Here is a 15,099-nt window from a genome sequence, read left to right on the forward strand (position 1 = left end):
AGTGCAAAATTTTCAAAATATTTTTTTATTTTTAATAGCACAATATGCAAAGCGAATGCATTGGAAACCGAATTTTAATGAAACAGGATGAATTGATTAGCTGCTTGCCCGCACACAACTTACCGCATACCCTTGAACGATAACCGAAAAATAACTAAAATATCTAGTTATTGTAGAAAAACGAAGCAGGAGATTGGCGTCATGGAAGACATATTGCACACGATAGAATTGGAAAAAGCATATAATCCTAAGGATTTTGAAGATAGGATCTATGCGGATTGGGAGAAGCAGGGCTGTTTTAAGCCGGTAAAAAAGACTGACGGTACCGGCAGATATGTCGTCGCCATTCCTCCCCCCAATGTAACCGGAGTTCTCCACATGGGACACGGTTTAAACAACGTGCTGCAGGATGTCGTTGTCCGCTACCACCGCATGAAGGGGGATGAAACGCTCTGGATACCCGGTACCGACCATGCCGGTATCGCAACGCAAAATGTGGTTGAACGCCAGCTAAAGGCAGAAGGCAAAACACGGCACGACCTCGGACGGGAAGCCTTTCTTAAACGCACGTGGGAGGTCAAAGAAAAGCACCACTCGATTATCACCAATCAGCTGCGTAAAATCGGCGCTTCCGTCGATTGGTCACGGGAGCGGTTTACGATGGATGAAGGGCTTTCCCATGCCGTCCGCACCGTATTCGTCACCCTCTATGAACGCGGACTTATCTACCGCGGCAACTATCTGGTTAACTGGTGTCCTTCCTGCGGTACTGCGCTTGCGGACGATGAGGTCGACCATGAGGAGACCAAAGGGGGGATGTACCATATTTTATACCCCCTCGCCGATGAAAACGGGGCTCCCTCTGCGTCGGAATATATCGAAATAGCGACAACCCGTCCCGAAACGCTTTTGGGCGATACCGCGGTTGCCGTACATCCTGACGATCCCCGCTATACTCATTTAATAGGAAAGAAGCTCGTGCTGCCGCTGACCGGTCGCTGTATTCCGATTGTTGCAGACAGCTATGTCGATAAGGAATTCGGGACGGGCGCTGTAAAAATAACTCCTGCCCACGACCCCAACGACTGGGAAGTCGGCAAGCGGCACAATCTCGAAGTTATCAATATATTAAACTCCGACGGTACGCTCAATGCGGCGGTACCCGAAAAATACCGCGGCATGACGGTGAAAGCCGCCCGTGAAGCGGTTATCGCCGATTTGGAGGCGATGGGCTTATTTAAAGAGAAAGAAAACATTAAACATGCCGTAGGGCACTGCTACCGCTGTCACAGCGTCGTAGAGCCGTATCTTTCGGAGCAATGGTTTGTCAAAATGAAGCCGCTTGCAGATAAAGCGCTTGCCGCGTGGAAAAAAGGCGAACTCGTGTTCTATCCGCAAAAATGGGAAAATACCTACAGTCATTGGATGGAAAATATCCGCGATTGGTGTATTTCGCGGCAGCTGTGGTGGGGGCACCGGATACCGGTGTGGTATTGTAAAGACTGCGGTAAGATGACCGTTTCGGTAGAAGATGTAACCGAATGTCCTCACTGTAAGAGCATCGCCCTCAAGCAGGATAGCGATGTGCTCGACACGTGGTTTTCAAGCTGGCTGTGGCCGTTCTCGACGCTCGGCTGGCCTGAAAAAACCGAGGATTTGCAGCGCTATTACCCGACCTCCGCCGTCATCACCGGCCACGATATTATCTTCTTCTGGGTTGCCCGTATGATTATGGCGGCGCTGGAGTTTACCGATGCCGTTCCCTTCCGTGATATTTACCTGCACGGTCTTGTACGTGATAAGCAGGGGCGCAAGATGTCCAAATCGCTCGGTAACGGTATCGATCCGCTGAATATTATCGACGAGTACGGCGCCGACGCCCTTAAATTTACGCTTACCTTTATGTGTACGCAGGGGCAGGACATCCTTATCGACAACGAATCCTTTAAACTCGGCTCCCGCTTTGCAAATAAAATCTGGAATGCTTCGCGTTATATCTTAGGAAATCTCGAAGGGCGGCGCATTGTTCCCGTTTCCGCATCGGAATTAACCGAGCTTGACCGATGGATTTATCATACCCTCAACGAAACGGTCCAAAATGTGCGGGCAGCCTTTGAAGGATACCGCTATAACGAGATAGGGCAGGGCGTGTATGAATTTTTTTGGAATAACTTTTGCGACTGGTATGTCGAAGGGACAAAACTTTCCTATAGGAGCGGAGATGATGCGGAAAAAGACCGCATAACTTCGGTACTGCTTGCCGTTTTGGAAGAATCGCTCCGGCTGCTGCATCCTGTGCTTCCCTTCGTTACCGAAGAAATCTACCGCAAACTCCCCGAACACTGTGCTGCCGGAGCTTCACACCGTGCAGAGGCGCTGATAACCGTCGATTATCCCATCTATTGCGAAGAGCGTATCGATACGGCTGCTGCCGCGCGCTTTACTGCGCTGCAAAATATCGTACGGCTTATCCGTGCGCTCAGAGCAGAATGCGGTATCGATCCTCAGCTCAAGTTGCATATCGCGCTCTATATCGAAGCAGGTTCTCCCGCGGCCGCCGCGTTTGAGAATATCGATTTAATTAAGCTATTGGCGGGACTCGCGGATATCGCGTTTATCGAAACCCCTGCCGCTAAGCCTGCAAATTCCATCGGGACGGTAGGAGCCGGCTTTGAAGCCTTTATCATTACCGGAACCGAGGTAGACCGCAGTCAATTGGCTGCGCGCTTTACCAAAGAACTCGAAAAAGAAAAACAGGCAGTGTCCCGTTTAACGGCAAAGCTTTCGAATGCAAATTTTACGGATCATGCACCGGCTGAGGTTGTCGAAGGGGAAAGAGAAAAGCTGCGCCAAGCGGAACGGCTGATTGAAAAGTTCACGCTCTATTTGCAAGACCTCGTATAACGAAAAAAGGATAAGAAGATGGAACAACACGAAGTAGCACTATTAAAAGGGATGTATCTTGCCCCTTATATTCATTTGGCGACCAGTTTACGGGGAAAAGCACGCCATGCAGGCGGTAATATGTTTCGACATCAAATCGATACAATGGGTACGCTTATCGATTATGGCTATATCGACAGCATTTTGCTGAAAGCCTCAATCGTTCATGATGTATTGGAAGATGTGCCGGATTTTAATGTGAATGAATTGTTATCGATCGATTCGGAATCTTCCGCCGTCTATGAATTGGTTATGGAAGTTACCCGTCGTCCGGGGCAGTCAAAACCTGAATATTTGGAGCATATTATCAGGCATGGATCACAACGGGCAAAGGTTCTCAAGTGTGCCGACCGAATCAGTAATATGATCAGTTTGGGCTTTGTAAACGATCCTGAATTTATTAAACGGTATTGTAATGAAACTGAAGTGTATGTATTTCCGATTGCGCTGGAAGTAAATTTTGATATGTATAATGAATTGCTGTATCTGGTGCAGTCCCGTCTGCAATACCTTGCTGATTTTGAATTTCTGCATCAACACCGCAAAGACTCTGCTTCTGTTTAATAGATAGGAGGCTGCCGTTTTCAGCAGCCCCTTTTTTTATTTCGATCACTTATTCGTCGAAGTCGTCTTCAAAACCGTCATCATCGTCATAGGTATCATCAAAATCGTCATCGTCAAAATCATCATCGAAGTCGTCGTCAAAATCGTCATCGAAATCATCATCAAAGTCGTCGTCGCTAAAATCATCGTCAAAATCATCATTGCCGAAATCATCGTCAAAGTCGTCATCGAAATCATCGTCGTCATCAAAAGGAGCGGCCGATAAAAAACGATTTCCGAAAAAGAAAGAAACTTTGTTACTCATAGTGAACCATCCATTGTATTTTGGAATATCTTATAAAATCGTCTTAGAGGAAAGACGCTACCGTTGGGTAAACGGCAAATGCATAATAATAAGAGTATACTACTCTGTCAACCGGTTTTAGATTCAATGTATATTAGCTTAACCGTGCAAGACATCGCCGGTATTTATCCGGATTAACCCTAAAAGCTACAATAGGATCGCCGCCCTCTTGGGTTGCCTTGCCGATTGCAGCCATGGCTTCTTCGATCATGCGGGGAGCAGGAATAAGCCGCCCTGCCCGTGTCGTAAGCCCGATGCCGAGTGATTTCTTAGCGGAATCATCCAAGAGCGCATTAATTTCGTCATAGAGACTACTTGCAATTTGCATTGCCTGATCCAACGGTGCATAAAAGATAATAATACCGAGAATATCTTTATTAAAAACAAACACCTTATGGATGCGGTCGAGTGTTGAACGCAGCATATGAACAATTTGCTGATTATGAGGTATATCGGTTGCATGAATGAGCAGAAGTGTTAAGTCCTCTTCGGCTACAGCTGTTTCGGTAATTGCCGTTGTCAATTCTTCGATGAGTGTAGCTTGTTCAAGCGAATGACTGCTGCTGCGTGATGCACCTGAAAGCGGTGTGTTCTCGAAGGTAGTAACGGGCGGTTTTTTTGCGGATTCTTGTGTTTCGGTTGAGGTTTTCAATATTTGTGTATGATTTTCAAAGAAACCGTAATTCCTCGCGTCAAAACCCTGTTTACTATCCGCTTGCGGAGTCTCTGCCGTTTGTAAAATGTCCGTTTCAGCGCCATTTGAGGATACCGGACGTTCCGTATCCTTATCTGTGTTGCTTTGCCGATCTGCTGTGCTGTTTTCAAGCTGGGTATGTTGTGAGCCTGCTTGATATTCGGGGGCGCTTTGTTGGGGCTGTTCATCATCGTAGATATGGAGACGGTTGAGCGATTCAAGCTGTTCGTTTAACGGTAAAGACGAGACCGTCGTAGATATTTGCGCCTTATTTTTTTCCGTTGCAGGTTGTTCATGAGTATTCGGCATCTTTGCACGGATACTTAAACCTTCTGTTTGCAAGGAGGCTGAATTGTCCGGTTCGGCACAAGTTTCCGCCTGTGGTATGCTTGGCGGCTCATTAGTTGCTGTAGCAGTGGCATACTCGCCTGACTGAGCGGTATTCGAATCGGTTATATCCGTTTCGGAAGTGCGTATAGCACTTTTAAGCTCCGGTTTTTTTTCTGCTGCGGATTTGATATCCATATATGAAAAGATCAACACCAAGACGGTCATTAATACAATCAGCAGTAATAGAAAGAATACTATTTGACCGCGGTTAAAGACCGTTTCAATCGGAAGCATTTGGAGCGCCGCATGGACGGTCACGGTATTACCCGTTTCTTTAACCGGAATATGCGTTTGAGCAGCAGTAAAAAAGAGCGGCAGGTTTTTTACTTCGACTACATATTGTTCATTATATGAAAAAATATCGGTGTTTTTCGGCCAGGTAAATACGATACCGGCACTATCTCTAATGAGAACCGCTTGTACATATTTGCTGTAGTTACGGCATAACTGTTCAAGCTGTACTTGCAGACGGGCAGGATTACCTTCTTGAGCGGATTCCGACAAGATCTCGCCGGTATGCTGAGCAAATATCTTAAAGTTCTTCAATGCTTCCGTTTTTCCCGCAGCAGAATCGCTGTGAAGGGTAAAAACAAACCATAACAAACTTCCAATAATAACAAGCAATGCGCATGCGGCATAGACTGACATCAATATTTTTTTCATCATAAATCAGTATACTCCGAAATGAATTCCGATACAAGTTCCATATCGGTCAAATTTCCTTTTCTATGAGCTTTACACCATGCAAGTGCAGGGAGCAGCGGCATGACGGCATTCCGGCCGTTTTGTTGTAAGGTTTTACTAAAAGATGCAAGAAATGCCGTGTACGGGAATTGTTGAAAATCAGTGGGTTGCCAGCGGGTGGCACTGTGTTTTTCCGCTTCAAAAGCCGCCCGGTAAGAATCCAAAAGTGCCGTTCGATAGGTGATGCCTTGCGTTGTCTGCTCGTTGTAGGTTTCGGTACGGAACATGAGGCGGATGAACGAGTGTTCTTGAGGGCTGATACGTGCTGCACTGCCGGCATATTGCGCCGAAAGATAGGTACCGCGGCTATATGCCTTGCCGCCGGTATAGGCAAAGTCCATTCCGCTGCATTCGATATGCCGGTAACCGAGTGCCTGTGCCGCATGGTAGGCTGCGACGGCAACAGTGCCGGAACCCGTAGCAAGCGGCGGAAAAGGGGAGAAAAGCGCGGCTGTTTGGACAAGCGGGTGCCCGCCTGCCGTAAAAAAGAAAGCGTTGCCGTTTTTGTAAAAGCGGCGCGCTCCGGCGGGTTGTGCCGAAAGGTCGAAGATGCCTGTCGTTTCTTTAGGTATGACACCGATGGTATGCTGATATGAGATATGCTGCGGGTCAAGTGCGATGAAGAATTCCGGTGTAATACCGCTTGTGCATACGGCGGGAAAGGCTGTATCGGTACAAAAGACCGTGTACTGCTGCCGCTTTTTTTTCAACAATGATAAGCCTGCTTCCAAGCTTGGGCCTGCGCCCAATATGAGCGCTGTCCGGGCGGTATCAGTGTGAGGATATGCCGGTTTGACGGAACCTGCAAGGCGCAAATTGAAAAAGATATTGCGCAGCCAGATTTTTCCAAAATGTGCTTGAACCGAAAAATCCGCCTTGATTTTTTTGAGTGCATGTTCGATCTTTTCCGGTAAATCTTTTACTTGAGCTTTATAGTATTCGCTCCATGTCCTTAGGATGTGATAGCCGAAGGTGCCGTGTACGGCCGGCAAATAGGCTGCTGTAAGTGCGGTCTCAAAAGCGCTGCTTGTGCAGGGCGGCAAGAGAAAGACCCTGCTATCGGCTAACAGCTCCGTATAGTCGATGAGTGAGAGCAGCTGCTTGAAGGATTCGTAATCCGATTCCGTAATTGCGCAAAATGATTGCGGATATGTATCTAAAAACACTTTGATGTGGATACCGTTGCCCAGTCCGCAAAAAAGCATAAAACCGGCTGCTGAAGTAAGGGCGCGTTCTGCCTCACGTACCGGATTATACAGGGACTGCAGCGCCTGTCCCGATGCAAAAAGCGGCACCGGCTCCCCTGTTTTTGCGGGTACGACGCCTTTATAGGCAGCTCCTACTTGAGAGCGTTGGATATTTTCTGCGAGTTCCGGTTGTTTAGGGCGTATTGCAGTGAGGTTCATCTCTAAAACCGTCATGCTTCTATCCTTTTGATGAGCGCATCGAGTATGCGGCTTACCTGTTCCGACAAGTTTGTGTGCGCTTTGGTATCCGCAGGATTTTTTATCACATTACAGTAAGCAGTATAGCTGCATAAGGCGCACATCTGTTTTTCGAGGGTTGCCGTATCTTCCGCGAGCTGCGCCGGTTCCGCTGCAATTAACGCAGGTATTTCGGTACGCAGTGTGTTTAGTAGGGAATGCACTATCCGTGTGCGCTCCTGAGCGGATGGTGCAGGGTAGGATGTTACGGAAATCCGTGCCTTACCCCGTACTCCCGCTGTCAGGTCAACCGGTTTGATATTTGGAAGCGGCGCTCCACCCGTACCCGCGCGGGCCAGTCTCCGTGCAGATTCCGGCGGCAGCTGCAAAAACCATTGCCGATAGGTTTCAAGCGATTGCGCTGCAAAGTTTTGGACGGCGAGTGCATCAGCAAGCGGATGTACTCTGTTCGTTTCGGCAAACAAGCGTGCGATACTTGCATGGGGCTGTGCATGGCTGAAACCTTTTGCAACTGCCAAATCGACGCCGGCAAGTATGATGTTCCGGTTGCTATGCCGTAAAAGTAGTTCGCAGGCTGTGCCTGTTACAGTGCCGTTCTCTCTGGCGGTAAGCGGCTGTAGGTTTGCTGCCGTAAAGAGCGCTGATTCCAGCGGAGAATTGTATGAAAGCGGAACACAGGGATGCGTTTTGAGTATCGATGCGGGAATTGCCGCTTCGAGCGGAAAGGCAATCGGAACACTTGCAGGCAGCCGGTCAAAATGAGGTAATGCCCAATAGCCGGCGTCAGTACTGATGCAGAGGTCTATCGGGATATCCCGCGCCGTCAGCGCTGCACAAGCCGATGATACGGCAAGGATAGAGTAGGGGGCAGCCTGTGCTGCAGTGAGCTGTTCTAAGCTTGGGCCTGCCCCGGCTAAGATAAAATCCTGTGTTCCGAATTGCAGCGCTGCAGGCTGCTCAAGCCCGATAAAGTTATTGATCGTGTTTTGAAGCCACTTATTTCCAAAGAATGAACGGGTATGCATGATGCTCGTCAGCATATCGATTGTATTCCGAATATTTTTCCAGACTGTATCCGCCGCATCGGGAAAAGCTTTATCGGCAGCCTTCCAGCTGATAAAGCGGGTTCCTGCCAATTTTTCATCGGGTATATGTGAAAGTAAGAAAAAAGGCAAATTGCCGCTTCCCGGCCGCCAAACGGCGTCCCAGAGGGTATCGGAATCGGCAAAAGCTGTTTCGTTATACCGCACTGCAATACATTTTGTAGAGGGAAACTTTGCTTTCAGTACCGATGCAAGGTAGGATTCTCCCGGCTCGGTTATGACAATAATCGACGGATTGCCTTCAATAGCGGAAGCAAACTGTTCGGCTTCTTTGTGAGGGTTGTATTTTGAATGGAGACGAAAAGGAGGCATGAAAGCAATTAGCCGCTATGCAGGGGGGCATAGCGGCGCTAGGAAGTTTCTGTTATTAGGAAATGCCTAATTCTTCAAAAAGATGTTTATAAGTTTCAAAATATTCAGATTTGGCAAACTCTTCAATCTTCTTTTCGGGCAAGGCTTCCAACAGTTGATCCATGTAGGAAAGAACCGATTTAATCTCATTTTTCAGTTCCAACGGAATAGAAATGGTTTCCCGCTTTCTGCTCGCAGCTTGCAACAATGTTTCCTGTTTCGGTTCTTCGGGAACGCTTTCGGTTTCCGGTTCCGATTCAAGCTCTGGAATTGCATCTTCAGCGGCGGTGTCCAATGCTTCGAACGTATCTTCATGGGCTCCGGATTGAGCTTCTTCGCCTTCCGATTCAATAGCAGGAACTTCTGCGATAAACGGTTCTTCGATAATTTCTTCTTTTATCGAATCTTCGCCGGCAGCTGAATCATCGTCAAACGGGTTCGGGAAATCTTCGTCATTTTGAAGTTCATGAATTGTGCGTTCTTCTTTCATTTCTTTAGAAGACTGTATTTCATTGTCAACCGCTTCCATGTCTTCAGAGGGAACTTCAATTTCCTGTTCCGTGGGAATATCGAAGGATTCTATATTGATATCTTCAAAATCGGCATCGTCATCCACAGACTCAGCGTCTTCAATATCTTCAAGTTCGGCTATTTCTTGATGATCTTCCGTATCTCCGTCAATAAGCCCCATATCTTCATCCGTAACTTCCGATTGATCGTCAAGGTAACTGAGATCTTCGGGCAGCGATGTAATGGGTGTGGGGTCTACATTAAAGACGGGATCGGATGCAAGGAGTTTTTCCCCTTCCGCCTCAGGTTTGTAATCGTTATTTGTCTCTTCCGAAGCCGGTTCCGCTATACTGTCTTCAAAAGCGTGATCGGCAGAGGCTGTTTCTTGTATTTCCGGATCAATATCTTTTGTAAGTACGGGCGGCACTTCATAGGTTTCGGTTGTTTCTGCCGGAGCTTCCTCATCGGCAGATGCCCGCTCTCCATCCTCGGCGTTCCGCTCTTCAGTGAAATCCGCAGTAATAAGGATATTATTTAGCTCATCCCCGGTGAGGGCAATCGTTTCGTCCGTGTCATCATCGCTGAAAAAGCCCGAACTTTCCGTATCGGCAGCTTTGTTTTCCGTATGTGCAGCAGCGTCTTTTACCGGTGCTTCGGAGGTTACTTTCGCTTGAGCCGTCATACCGGCTTTTAAGCTATTCAGCTCTGCTTTCAGATCGCTGATTTCGTGAGCAATTTGCATCAGTAATTCGGTTGCTTTATCTTGTTCAGCGGCGGTGCGTTGGAAAGGTACGGCTGTTGTATCCATAGTTTCTTTTGAATCCTTTTCCAAAGCAGGTTTCACCGGTTCTGCTTCAGGTTCGGTAACCTGCTGTGTTGAAAGTAAATCTTCTTTAACAGCTTCAACATCGTCAAAGAAAGCCGGCTCTTCCGTATGGGGAGATTTGTCGTCTGTCTCCGTACCGAAAATCGAAATATCGGCATTATCTTCTACAATCTGTGAGGATAGTGCCGAAAGCGGCTGCTCTTTGGCTCCTTCATCATCAGCTGTAACGTCAATGTCTAAAACGGTCTCTTCTTTTTGTTCGCTGTGTCCGGCTTCTTGCGTTTCGGAAGCGTCGTCTGCGAAGATATCGTTAAAATCATCGACTGTCTCAAAACCGTCGTCTGATCCGGAGCTTTCAGCCGGCGCTGCGTCTTCAAAATCTTCAAGAGAAATTTCACTGAAGTTTTCGAGCCCTGCCGGAAGTTCATTGGTGTTAGAATGTTGTTCGGTATCGTCGGTAATTTCGGTAAAATCAAGATCTATCGGTTCTTCTTCAACAAATGCTTCGGAGCTTTCTTTGGGCGCCGTTTCTGCAGAGGAGTCATCCGACAAAAAGTCATCCAAATCCAACGACTCAAAACTGTTTTCATCAAGCGCAATATCGGAAGTATCACTATCGCTATATGAAGGTGCAGGCGTTTCCAGCGGTATTTCGGTTGAAGTATTTATATCACTCAACTCGTCAAGTTCTGGTATTTCAGTATCTGCAGCCATATCCGAAAAAGAGAAATCATCATCAAAATTTATGCTATCTTGATCCGGTTCTATGTCGGAAGTACTTACAAATTGAGAATCGTCTGAATCGAGCGGTTCATTACTATCTTTCTTTTTCTTAAGCCATACACCATACATATCCAATTTTTCCGTGCTTTTACTGTCTATAGAAAAATTAGGATCATATAAATCATCGGTTTTGTTAAAATTATCCATAAACTTTCTCCACAAAGGGCTGTGTCATTATATCATGTATCGGCATACCCTGTATATAACATAAGTAACATAAACGGAAGTCTTGCCGAGAGTTTCTAAAAAATCCGGCATTCACAGGTGCTCCCCTACCGATTCAGTCGGTATCTTCAACTTTCTATTGTACCTTATTTCGAATAAAATTCAAGAAAATATTTATTTTGCCGTTATTAAAATCGAGTATGAAATTTTATTTGAAAGTTATTACGCCGATCTTCGTATTTGCGTTTGTTTATAGCTTTTTGAGTATGTGCTTTGGAGCACGCGGTTTTTTTGCATGTCAGCAGTTGAGAAGGCAGCACGAAGCTCTTGTGCAGCACGTACAGCTTCTATCCGATATTGGGGAAGATCTGAATATTCGTATCGCGAATTTGTCTTCCGATCCTCAGACCATCGCTGTGTATGCGCATGAATTGGGCTATGTTCAAAAAAACGAACGGCTTATCAAATTGATGAACTTTTCCGGGACGGCGGAGCGCACCGAGGATGTCGGTGTCGTGTATCTGATAGAGGCTCCGCGCTATCTGCCTGATGCCGTATGCAAAACGATTGCCGTTTCCATGAGCATTATCATGATTATGTGTCAGATGATTGTGAGCAAAAAGAATGCGTATTCAAAAAAAAGCGTCTAATTCGGCGGATGTCGCCGCTGCGGAACTCAAGCGTGGAAATATCGTGGTTATTCCAACCGATACGATTTACGGATTTTCCGGGTTGATCGGTAAGACTGCCGAGGCAATTGCCCGTATTAAAGGAAGAGCTGAAGATAAACCGTTTATCGCCCTCATCGCCGAACCGGCGGATATTTACCGCTATACCGATCTAAAAATTCCCGAACATATTTTGAACCTGTGGCCTGCACCGCTTACGCTTATCGTGCCGTTAAAAGGGCAGGGGACTCAAGCCTTTCGCTGTCCCGCGGATGATTGGCTGCGCAGTGTCGTTGCTGCAGCGGGAGATGCAGTGTATTCGACGAGTGTTAACCGTTCGGGAACCCCGCCCCTCACCGATATAGAGGCGATTTGCCGCGAATTTGAGGATTCCGTTTCGTTAATTGTCGATGACGGTAATCTTGAGGGGCTTCCTTCTACTCTTGTGGATTTGACTTCCGGCACTCCCCGCGTGCTCCGCCAAGGTTCTGTTGTTATCGATTAAGCAAAGAGAAGATGGGCTATCCGTGCGGATGAGCTTTGTGGTACAGCTCTTGGAGCTGGGCTGCCGTGATGTGGGTGTAGCGTTGGGTGGTTGCGATATTGCTGTGTCCCAGCAGTTCCTGCACAACCCGTATGTCTGCTCCGCGCGTGATGAACATCGAGGCAAAGCTGTGCCGGAAAGCGTGCGGCGTCAGCTTTTTATAGTTCGGGAGAAGGGCTGTGTATCGGTTGATGATGTACCGGATGCCCTGCGTTGTAAGCGCGCCGCCGCGGCAGTTTAAAAAAAGCGCGTCTTCGGCAATCGCGGTTTTTAAGCCGTCCTGTTCTTTTAGGTATGCAATCAGTTCTGCCCGCTCCGTCAAATACCGCTGTACCGCTTCCTGTGCAAAGTCCGCAAAGAACACCTTGCGTTCTTTGCTTCCTTTTCCTTGTACGATTGCCCAGCTGCAATCTCCCTTTAAATCCGTTATTTTGAGTCCTTGCAGCTCCGCCGCGCGGCAGCCGGTAGAGTAGAGCGACGAAAAGATCGCTGCATCACGGGCGTACCATAGAATGCCCGCTTCTTTGGGAAATTCGCAGAAGCGTTCCGCTTCGTCGGGGAAGAGGAAGCGGGGCAGCTTATCCGGCTGTTTGAGGTTGCGGACAACTGCGGCGGGGTTCGTGGTACAGAGCCCTTTCTGTAGGGCATAGCGGTACAATCCTCGTATGCAGGAGAGAGTACGGTTAATGCTTGCCGGTGCAAAATGCCGGTTACCGAGCTCTGCAACAAAAATACGTATCTGTGTTTTCGTAACTTCGGTAAAGGACAGCTCATTGTCCGCAAGCCAATCGGAAAAAATCTTGAGGTCGCTCCGGTATGCCTCAATTGTCTTTTCCGAAAAGTGCCGCACGCCTGCGCTGTAGGCGAGGTAGTCTTCAAAGACCGTATTCATCGGCTAGTCGATATCCCGGTCTTCAATGCCTTCGACAACGCTATGAAGATAATCGCAATCGGGATTTACACAGGCTTTGTAGCTTCCGTTCTTTTTATCGTATTTTTCAACCATGAACCAGCCGCATTTAGGGCACGCTGCGTTGATGGGCTTAAAATGAGAGATAAAATTGCACGTTGGAAAGTTGGTGCAGCCGAAGAATTCTTTGCCCCGCCCTTTTGCCCGCCGGGATACGATGTCGCCGCCGCATCCGGGTCGCGGGCATTTAGCCAATGGAATGGATTTGGTATTGCGGCATTCGGGGAAACCCTCGCACGCTAAGAAAAAACCGAAACGGCCGAGCTTTTTCATCATTCTTTTGCCGCATTTTTCGCATATGAAGTTTGTCGGCTCATCGAGGCTGCCTTTCAAACTGCCTAAATGCGCCATCACCGAATCCACCTGTGTGATGAATGGGGTATAAAAGGAGCCGATAATCTTTGACCAGTCGGCATTGTGTTCTTCTATTTCGTCCAACTTTTGTTCCATACCGGCGGTAAAGTTGACGTCGATTACGTCGTTGAAGTTTGCGACTAACAGATCGTTAATTATTCTGCCGAGCTGAGTGGGAACAAGCTGTTTATTGGAGCGGTTAACGTAATAACGGTCGAGCAGTACCGAAATAATCGGCGCATACGTCGAGGGGCGCCCGATGCCTTTTTGTTCCAGCATTTTAACGATACTTGCGTCGGTATAGCGGGCAGGTCCCTGTGTAAAATGCTGTTCGGGCGTCAGGCTGTCTACCGTCAGGGTGTCGCCGGTTTTTAACGCCGGTAACGTCTTGCTCTTTTCTTCTTTTGAAAGGAGGAGATTCAGCACCGAATAGAAACCTTTTTCAGTTACTTTGGTGGAAGCCGTTCTAAAAACGGCATCTCCTGCAGAAATTTCATAGCTGAGCGTTTCAGTCTTTGCACCGGTCATCTGGCTTGCAGTAAAACGTTCCCAGATAAGAGCGTAGAGACGTAATTGGTCGCGGTTGAGGTAGTCTTTCAGATAATCGGGCGTATAATTAGCGTAAGTCGGGCGGATACCTTCGTGGGCATCCTGCGCTTTTGCTCCGACGCTGTAGAAATTGGGTTTTTCCGGCAAGTAGGCGGGATATTGCTCGCCGATCCATTTGCGTACTTCCGTAAGAGCAACATCGGAGATACGTACCGAGTCGGTACGCATATAGGTGATTAAACCGACGCGGCTTGAGCCGACGGCGATACCTTCGTACAACTGTTGAGCAATCTGCATTGTCTTACGGGAGGTAAAGCCGAGCCTATTTGCTGCCGTTTGCTGCATCGTGGAGGTTGTAAACGGCGGTTTCGGATTGATGGTCTTTTGCGTGCTTTTGACATCGGTAACCGTTGCCTCTTTTCCGCTCAATACATCGATAATCGCCTGTACCTCCCGCTCGTTCTTCAGCGCCGGTTTTTCTCCGTTATATAATGCGAGTTGGGCGTTAAAGGCTGTTTTCCCCTTTTTAAAAGCTCCTTCCAGTGTCCAAAATTCTTCGGGGATAAAACTTTCTACCTCCGCTTCCCGTTCGCAGATGAGGCGCAGCGCGACCGACTGTACCCGCCCCGCGGAAAGCCCGTTCTTTACTTTCTGCCAAAGCAGCGGAGAAAGGTTGTAGCCGACAAGCCGGTCGAGTACGCGGCGGGCTTTTTGCGCATTCACCTTTGCCTCATCGATATCCATAGGATTCTGCACGGCGGTTTTAATCGCCTGCGGCGTGATTTCGTTAAAGACAATACGGTTGATCGGCACATCTTCGCATTTTTCCCGTATCGCATTGCACAGATGATAGGCGATTGCCTCCCCTTCGCGGTCATTATCACTTGCGAGAAAGACGTGTTGAGCATTTTTTGCATCTTGCTGCAGCTCTTTTAAGAGTTTAGCTCTGCCGCGCACGGTGATATATTCGGGCTGAAAGCCGTGTTCGATATCGATTGCGATACGGGACTTCGGCAGATCGATCAGGTGCCCCATCGAAGCCTTAACCGTATAGCCGCTGCCTAAATACTTTTCGATTGTTTTTGCTTTTGCCGGAGACTCTACGATAATTAAGTTTGTTTTTTTCGTTTTTGCTGCGGTTTTCTTCGCCATA

11 protein-coding genes are annotated in these 15,099 nt (G+C 47.8%); 4 read left to right on the forward strand and 7 right to left on the reverse strand.

Annotation, left to right across the window (positions count from 1 at the left end):
- Positions 1 to 201 precede the first annotated feature (201 nt).
- Together E4N66_RS04575 and E4N66_RS04580 are read left to right on the forward strand one after the other, a co-directional pair.
- A complete protein-coding gene (locus E4N66_RS04575) occupies positions 202 to 2,904 on the forward strand; it encodes a valine--tRNA ligase (RefSeq protein WP_253729128.1) in 2,703 nt (900 codons plus the stop codon).
- Between the two features lie 18 nt (positions 2,905 to 2,922).
- Positions 2,923 to 3,507, forward strand: a complete 585-nt coding sequence (locus E4N66_RS04580; protein ID WP_044015738.1) for a hypothetical protein — start codon at positions 2,923 to 2,925, stop codon at positions 3,505 to 3,507.
- A gap of 49 nt (positions 3,508 to 3,556) precedes the next feature.
- Here the strand turns inward: E4N66_RS04580 and E4N66_RS04585 are convergent, their stop codons facing one another.
- From E4N66_RS04585 to E4N66_RS04605, 5 genes are all read right to left on the reverse strand, one after another.
- Positions 3,557 to 3,811 carry a hypothetical protein gene (locus tag E4N66_RS04585; protein ID WP_044015740.1) on the reverse strand — a complete coding sequence of 85 codons (255 nt, stop codon included), beginning with the start codon at positions 3,809 to 3,811 and terminating at the stop codon, positions 3,557 to 3,559.
- A gap of 133 nt (positions 3,812 to 3,944) precedes the next feature.
- On the reverse strand, positions 3,945 to 5,600 hold the full coding sequence (locus tag E4N66_RS04590) for a diguanylate cyclase (protein WP_253729129.1): 1,656 nt from the start codon (positions 5,598 to 5,600) through the stop codon (positions 3,945 to 3,947).
- The gene (locus E4N66_RS04595; protein ID WP_253729130.1) at positions 5,597 to 7,099 is read right to left on the reverse strand and encodes a motility associated factor glycosyltransferase family protein; all 1,503 of its coding nucleotides are present in this window, start codon (positions 7,097 to 7,099) and stop codon (positions 5,597 to 5,599) included. The genes E4N66_RS04590 and E4N66_RS04595 overlap by 4 nt, the downstream gene beginning before the upstream one ends.
- Positions 7,096 to 8,538, reverse strand: coding sequence for a 6-hydroxymethylpterin diphosphokinase MptE-like protein (locus E4N66_RS04600; protein ID WP_253729131.1), 1,443 nt, complete (start codon positions 8,536 to 8,538; stop codon positions 7,096 to 7,098). Before E4N66_RS04600 ends, E4N66_RS04595 begins: the two co-directional genes overlap by 4 nt.
- Positions 8,539 to 8,593: 55 nt before the next feature.
- A complete protein-coding gene (locus E4N66_RS04605; protein WP_253729132.1) occupies positions 8,594 to 10,843 on the reverse strand; it encodes a putative sodium/potassium/calcium exchanger in 2,250 nt (749 codons plus the stop codon).
- Between the two features lie 218 nt (positions 10,844 to 11,061).
- On the opposite strand from E4N66_RS04605, the gene E4N66_RS04610 reads away from it, so the two are divergent.
- Both E4N66_RS04610 and E4N66_RS04615 read left to right on the forward strand, forming a co-directional pair.
- On the forward strand, positions 11,062 to 11,511 hold the full coding sequence (locus tag E4N66_RS04610; protein WP_253729133.1) for a septum formation initiator family protein: 450 nt from the start codon (positions 11,062 to 11,064) through the stop codon (positions 11,509 to 11,511).
- Positions 11,486 to 12,034: an L-threonylcarbamoyladenylate synthase gene (locus E4N66_RS04615; protein WP_253729134.1), complete on the forward strand. Its 549-nt coding sequence runs from the start codon at positions 11,486 to 11,488 to the stop codon at positions 12,032 to 12,034. Before E4N66_RS04610 ends, E4N66_RS04615 begins: the two co-directional genes overlap by 26 nt.
- Positions 12,035 to 12,050: 16 nt before the next feature.
- On the opposite strand, the gene E4N66_RS04620 is transcribed toward E4N66_RS04615, so the two are convergent.
- Positions 12,051 to 12,965 (reverse strand): tyrosine-type recombinase/integrase, encoded by a 915-nt coding sequence (locus E4N66_RS04620; RefSeq protein ID WP_253729135.1) that lies wholly within the window; start codon positions 12,963 to 12,965, stop codon positions 12,051 to 12,053.
- 3 nt (positions 12,966 to 12,968) lie between these two features.
- On the reverse strand, positions 12,969 to 15,098 hold the full coding sequence (gene topA, locus E4N66_RS04625; RefSeq protein ID WP_253729136.1) for a type I DNA topoisomerase: 2,130 nt from the start codon (positions 15,096 to 15,098) through the stop codon (positions 12,969 to 12,971).
- Between the last annotated feature and the right edge of the window lies 1 nt (position 15,099).

The sequence above is a fragment of the Treponema sp. OMZ 857 genome, assembly GCF_024181085.1.
Lineage (GTDB): Bacteria > Spirochaetota > Spirochaetia > Treponematales > Treponemataceae > Treponema.

Bases quoted from the DNA above. Each gene is read 5' to 3' on its own strand.
- E4N66_RS04600 (WP_253729131.1), bottom strand. From the start codon at position 8,538: ATGCCTCCTTTTCGTCTCCATTCAAAATACAACCCTCACAAAGAAGCC.
- E4N66_RS04605 (WP_253729132.1), bottom strand. From the start codon at position 10,843: ATGGATAATTTTAACAAAACCGATGATTTATATGATCCTAATTTTTCT.
- E4N66_RS04620 (WP_253729135.1), bottom strand. From the start codon at position 12,965: ATGAATACGGTCTTTGAAGACTACCTCGCCTACAGCGCAGGCGTGCGG.
- E4N66_RS04580 (WP_044015738.1), top strand. From the start codon at position 2,923: ATGGAACAACACGAAGTAGCACTATTAAAAGGGATGTATCTTGCCCCT.
- topA (WP_253729136.1), bottom strand. From the start codon at position 15,098: ATGGCGAAGAAAACCGCAGCAAAAACGAAAAAAACAAACTTAATTATC.
- E4N66_RS04595 (WP_253729130.1), bottom strand. From the start codon at position 7,099: ATGACGGTTTTAGAGATGAACCTCACTGCAATACGCCCTAAACAACCG.
- E4N66_RS04615 (WP_253729134.1), top strand. From the start codon at position 11,486: ATGCGTATTCAAAAAAAAGCGTCTAATTCGGCGGATGTCGCCGCTGCG.
- E4N66_RS04590 (WP_253729129.1), bottom strand. From the start codon at position 5,600: ATGATGAAAAAAATATTGATGTCAGTCTATGCCGCATGCGCATTGCTT.
- E4N66_RS04585 (WP_044015740.1), bottom strand. From the start codon at position 3,811: ATGAGTAACAAAGTTTCTTTCTTTTTCGGAAATCGTTTTTTATCGGCC.
- E4N66_RS04610 (WP_253729133.1), top strand. From the start codon at position 11,062: ATGAAATTTTATTTGAAAGTTATTACGCCGATCTTCGTATTTGCGTTT.
- E4N66_RS04575 (WP_253729128.1), top strand. From the start codon at position 202: ATGGAAGACATATTGCACACGATAGAATTGGAAAAAGCATATAATCCT.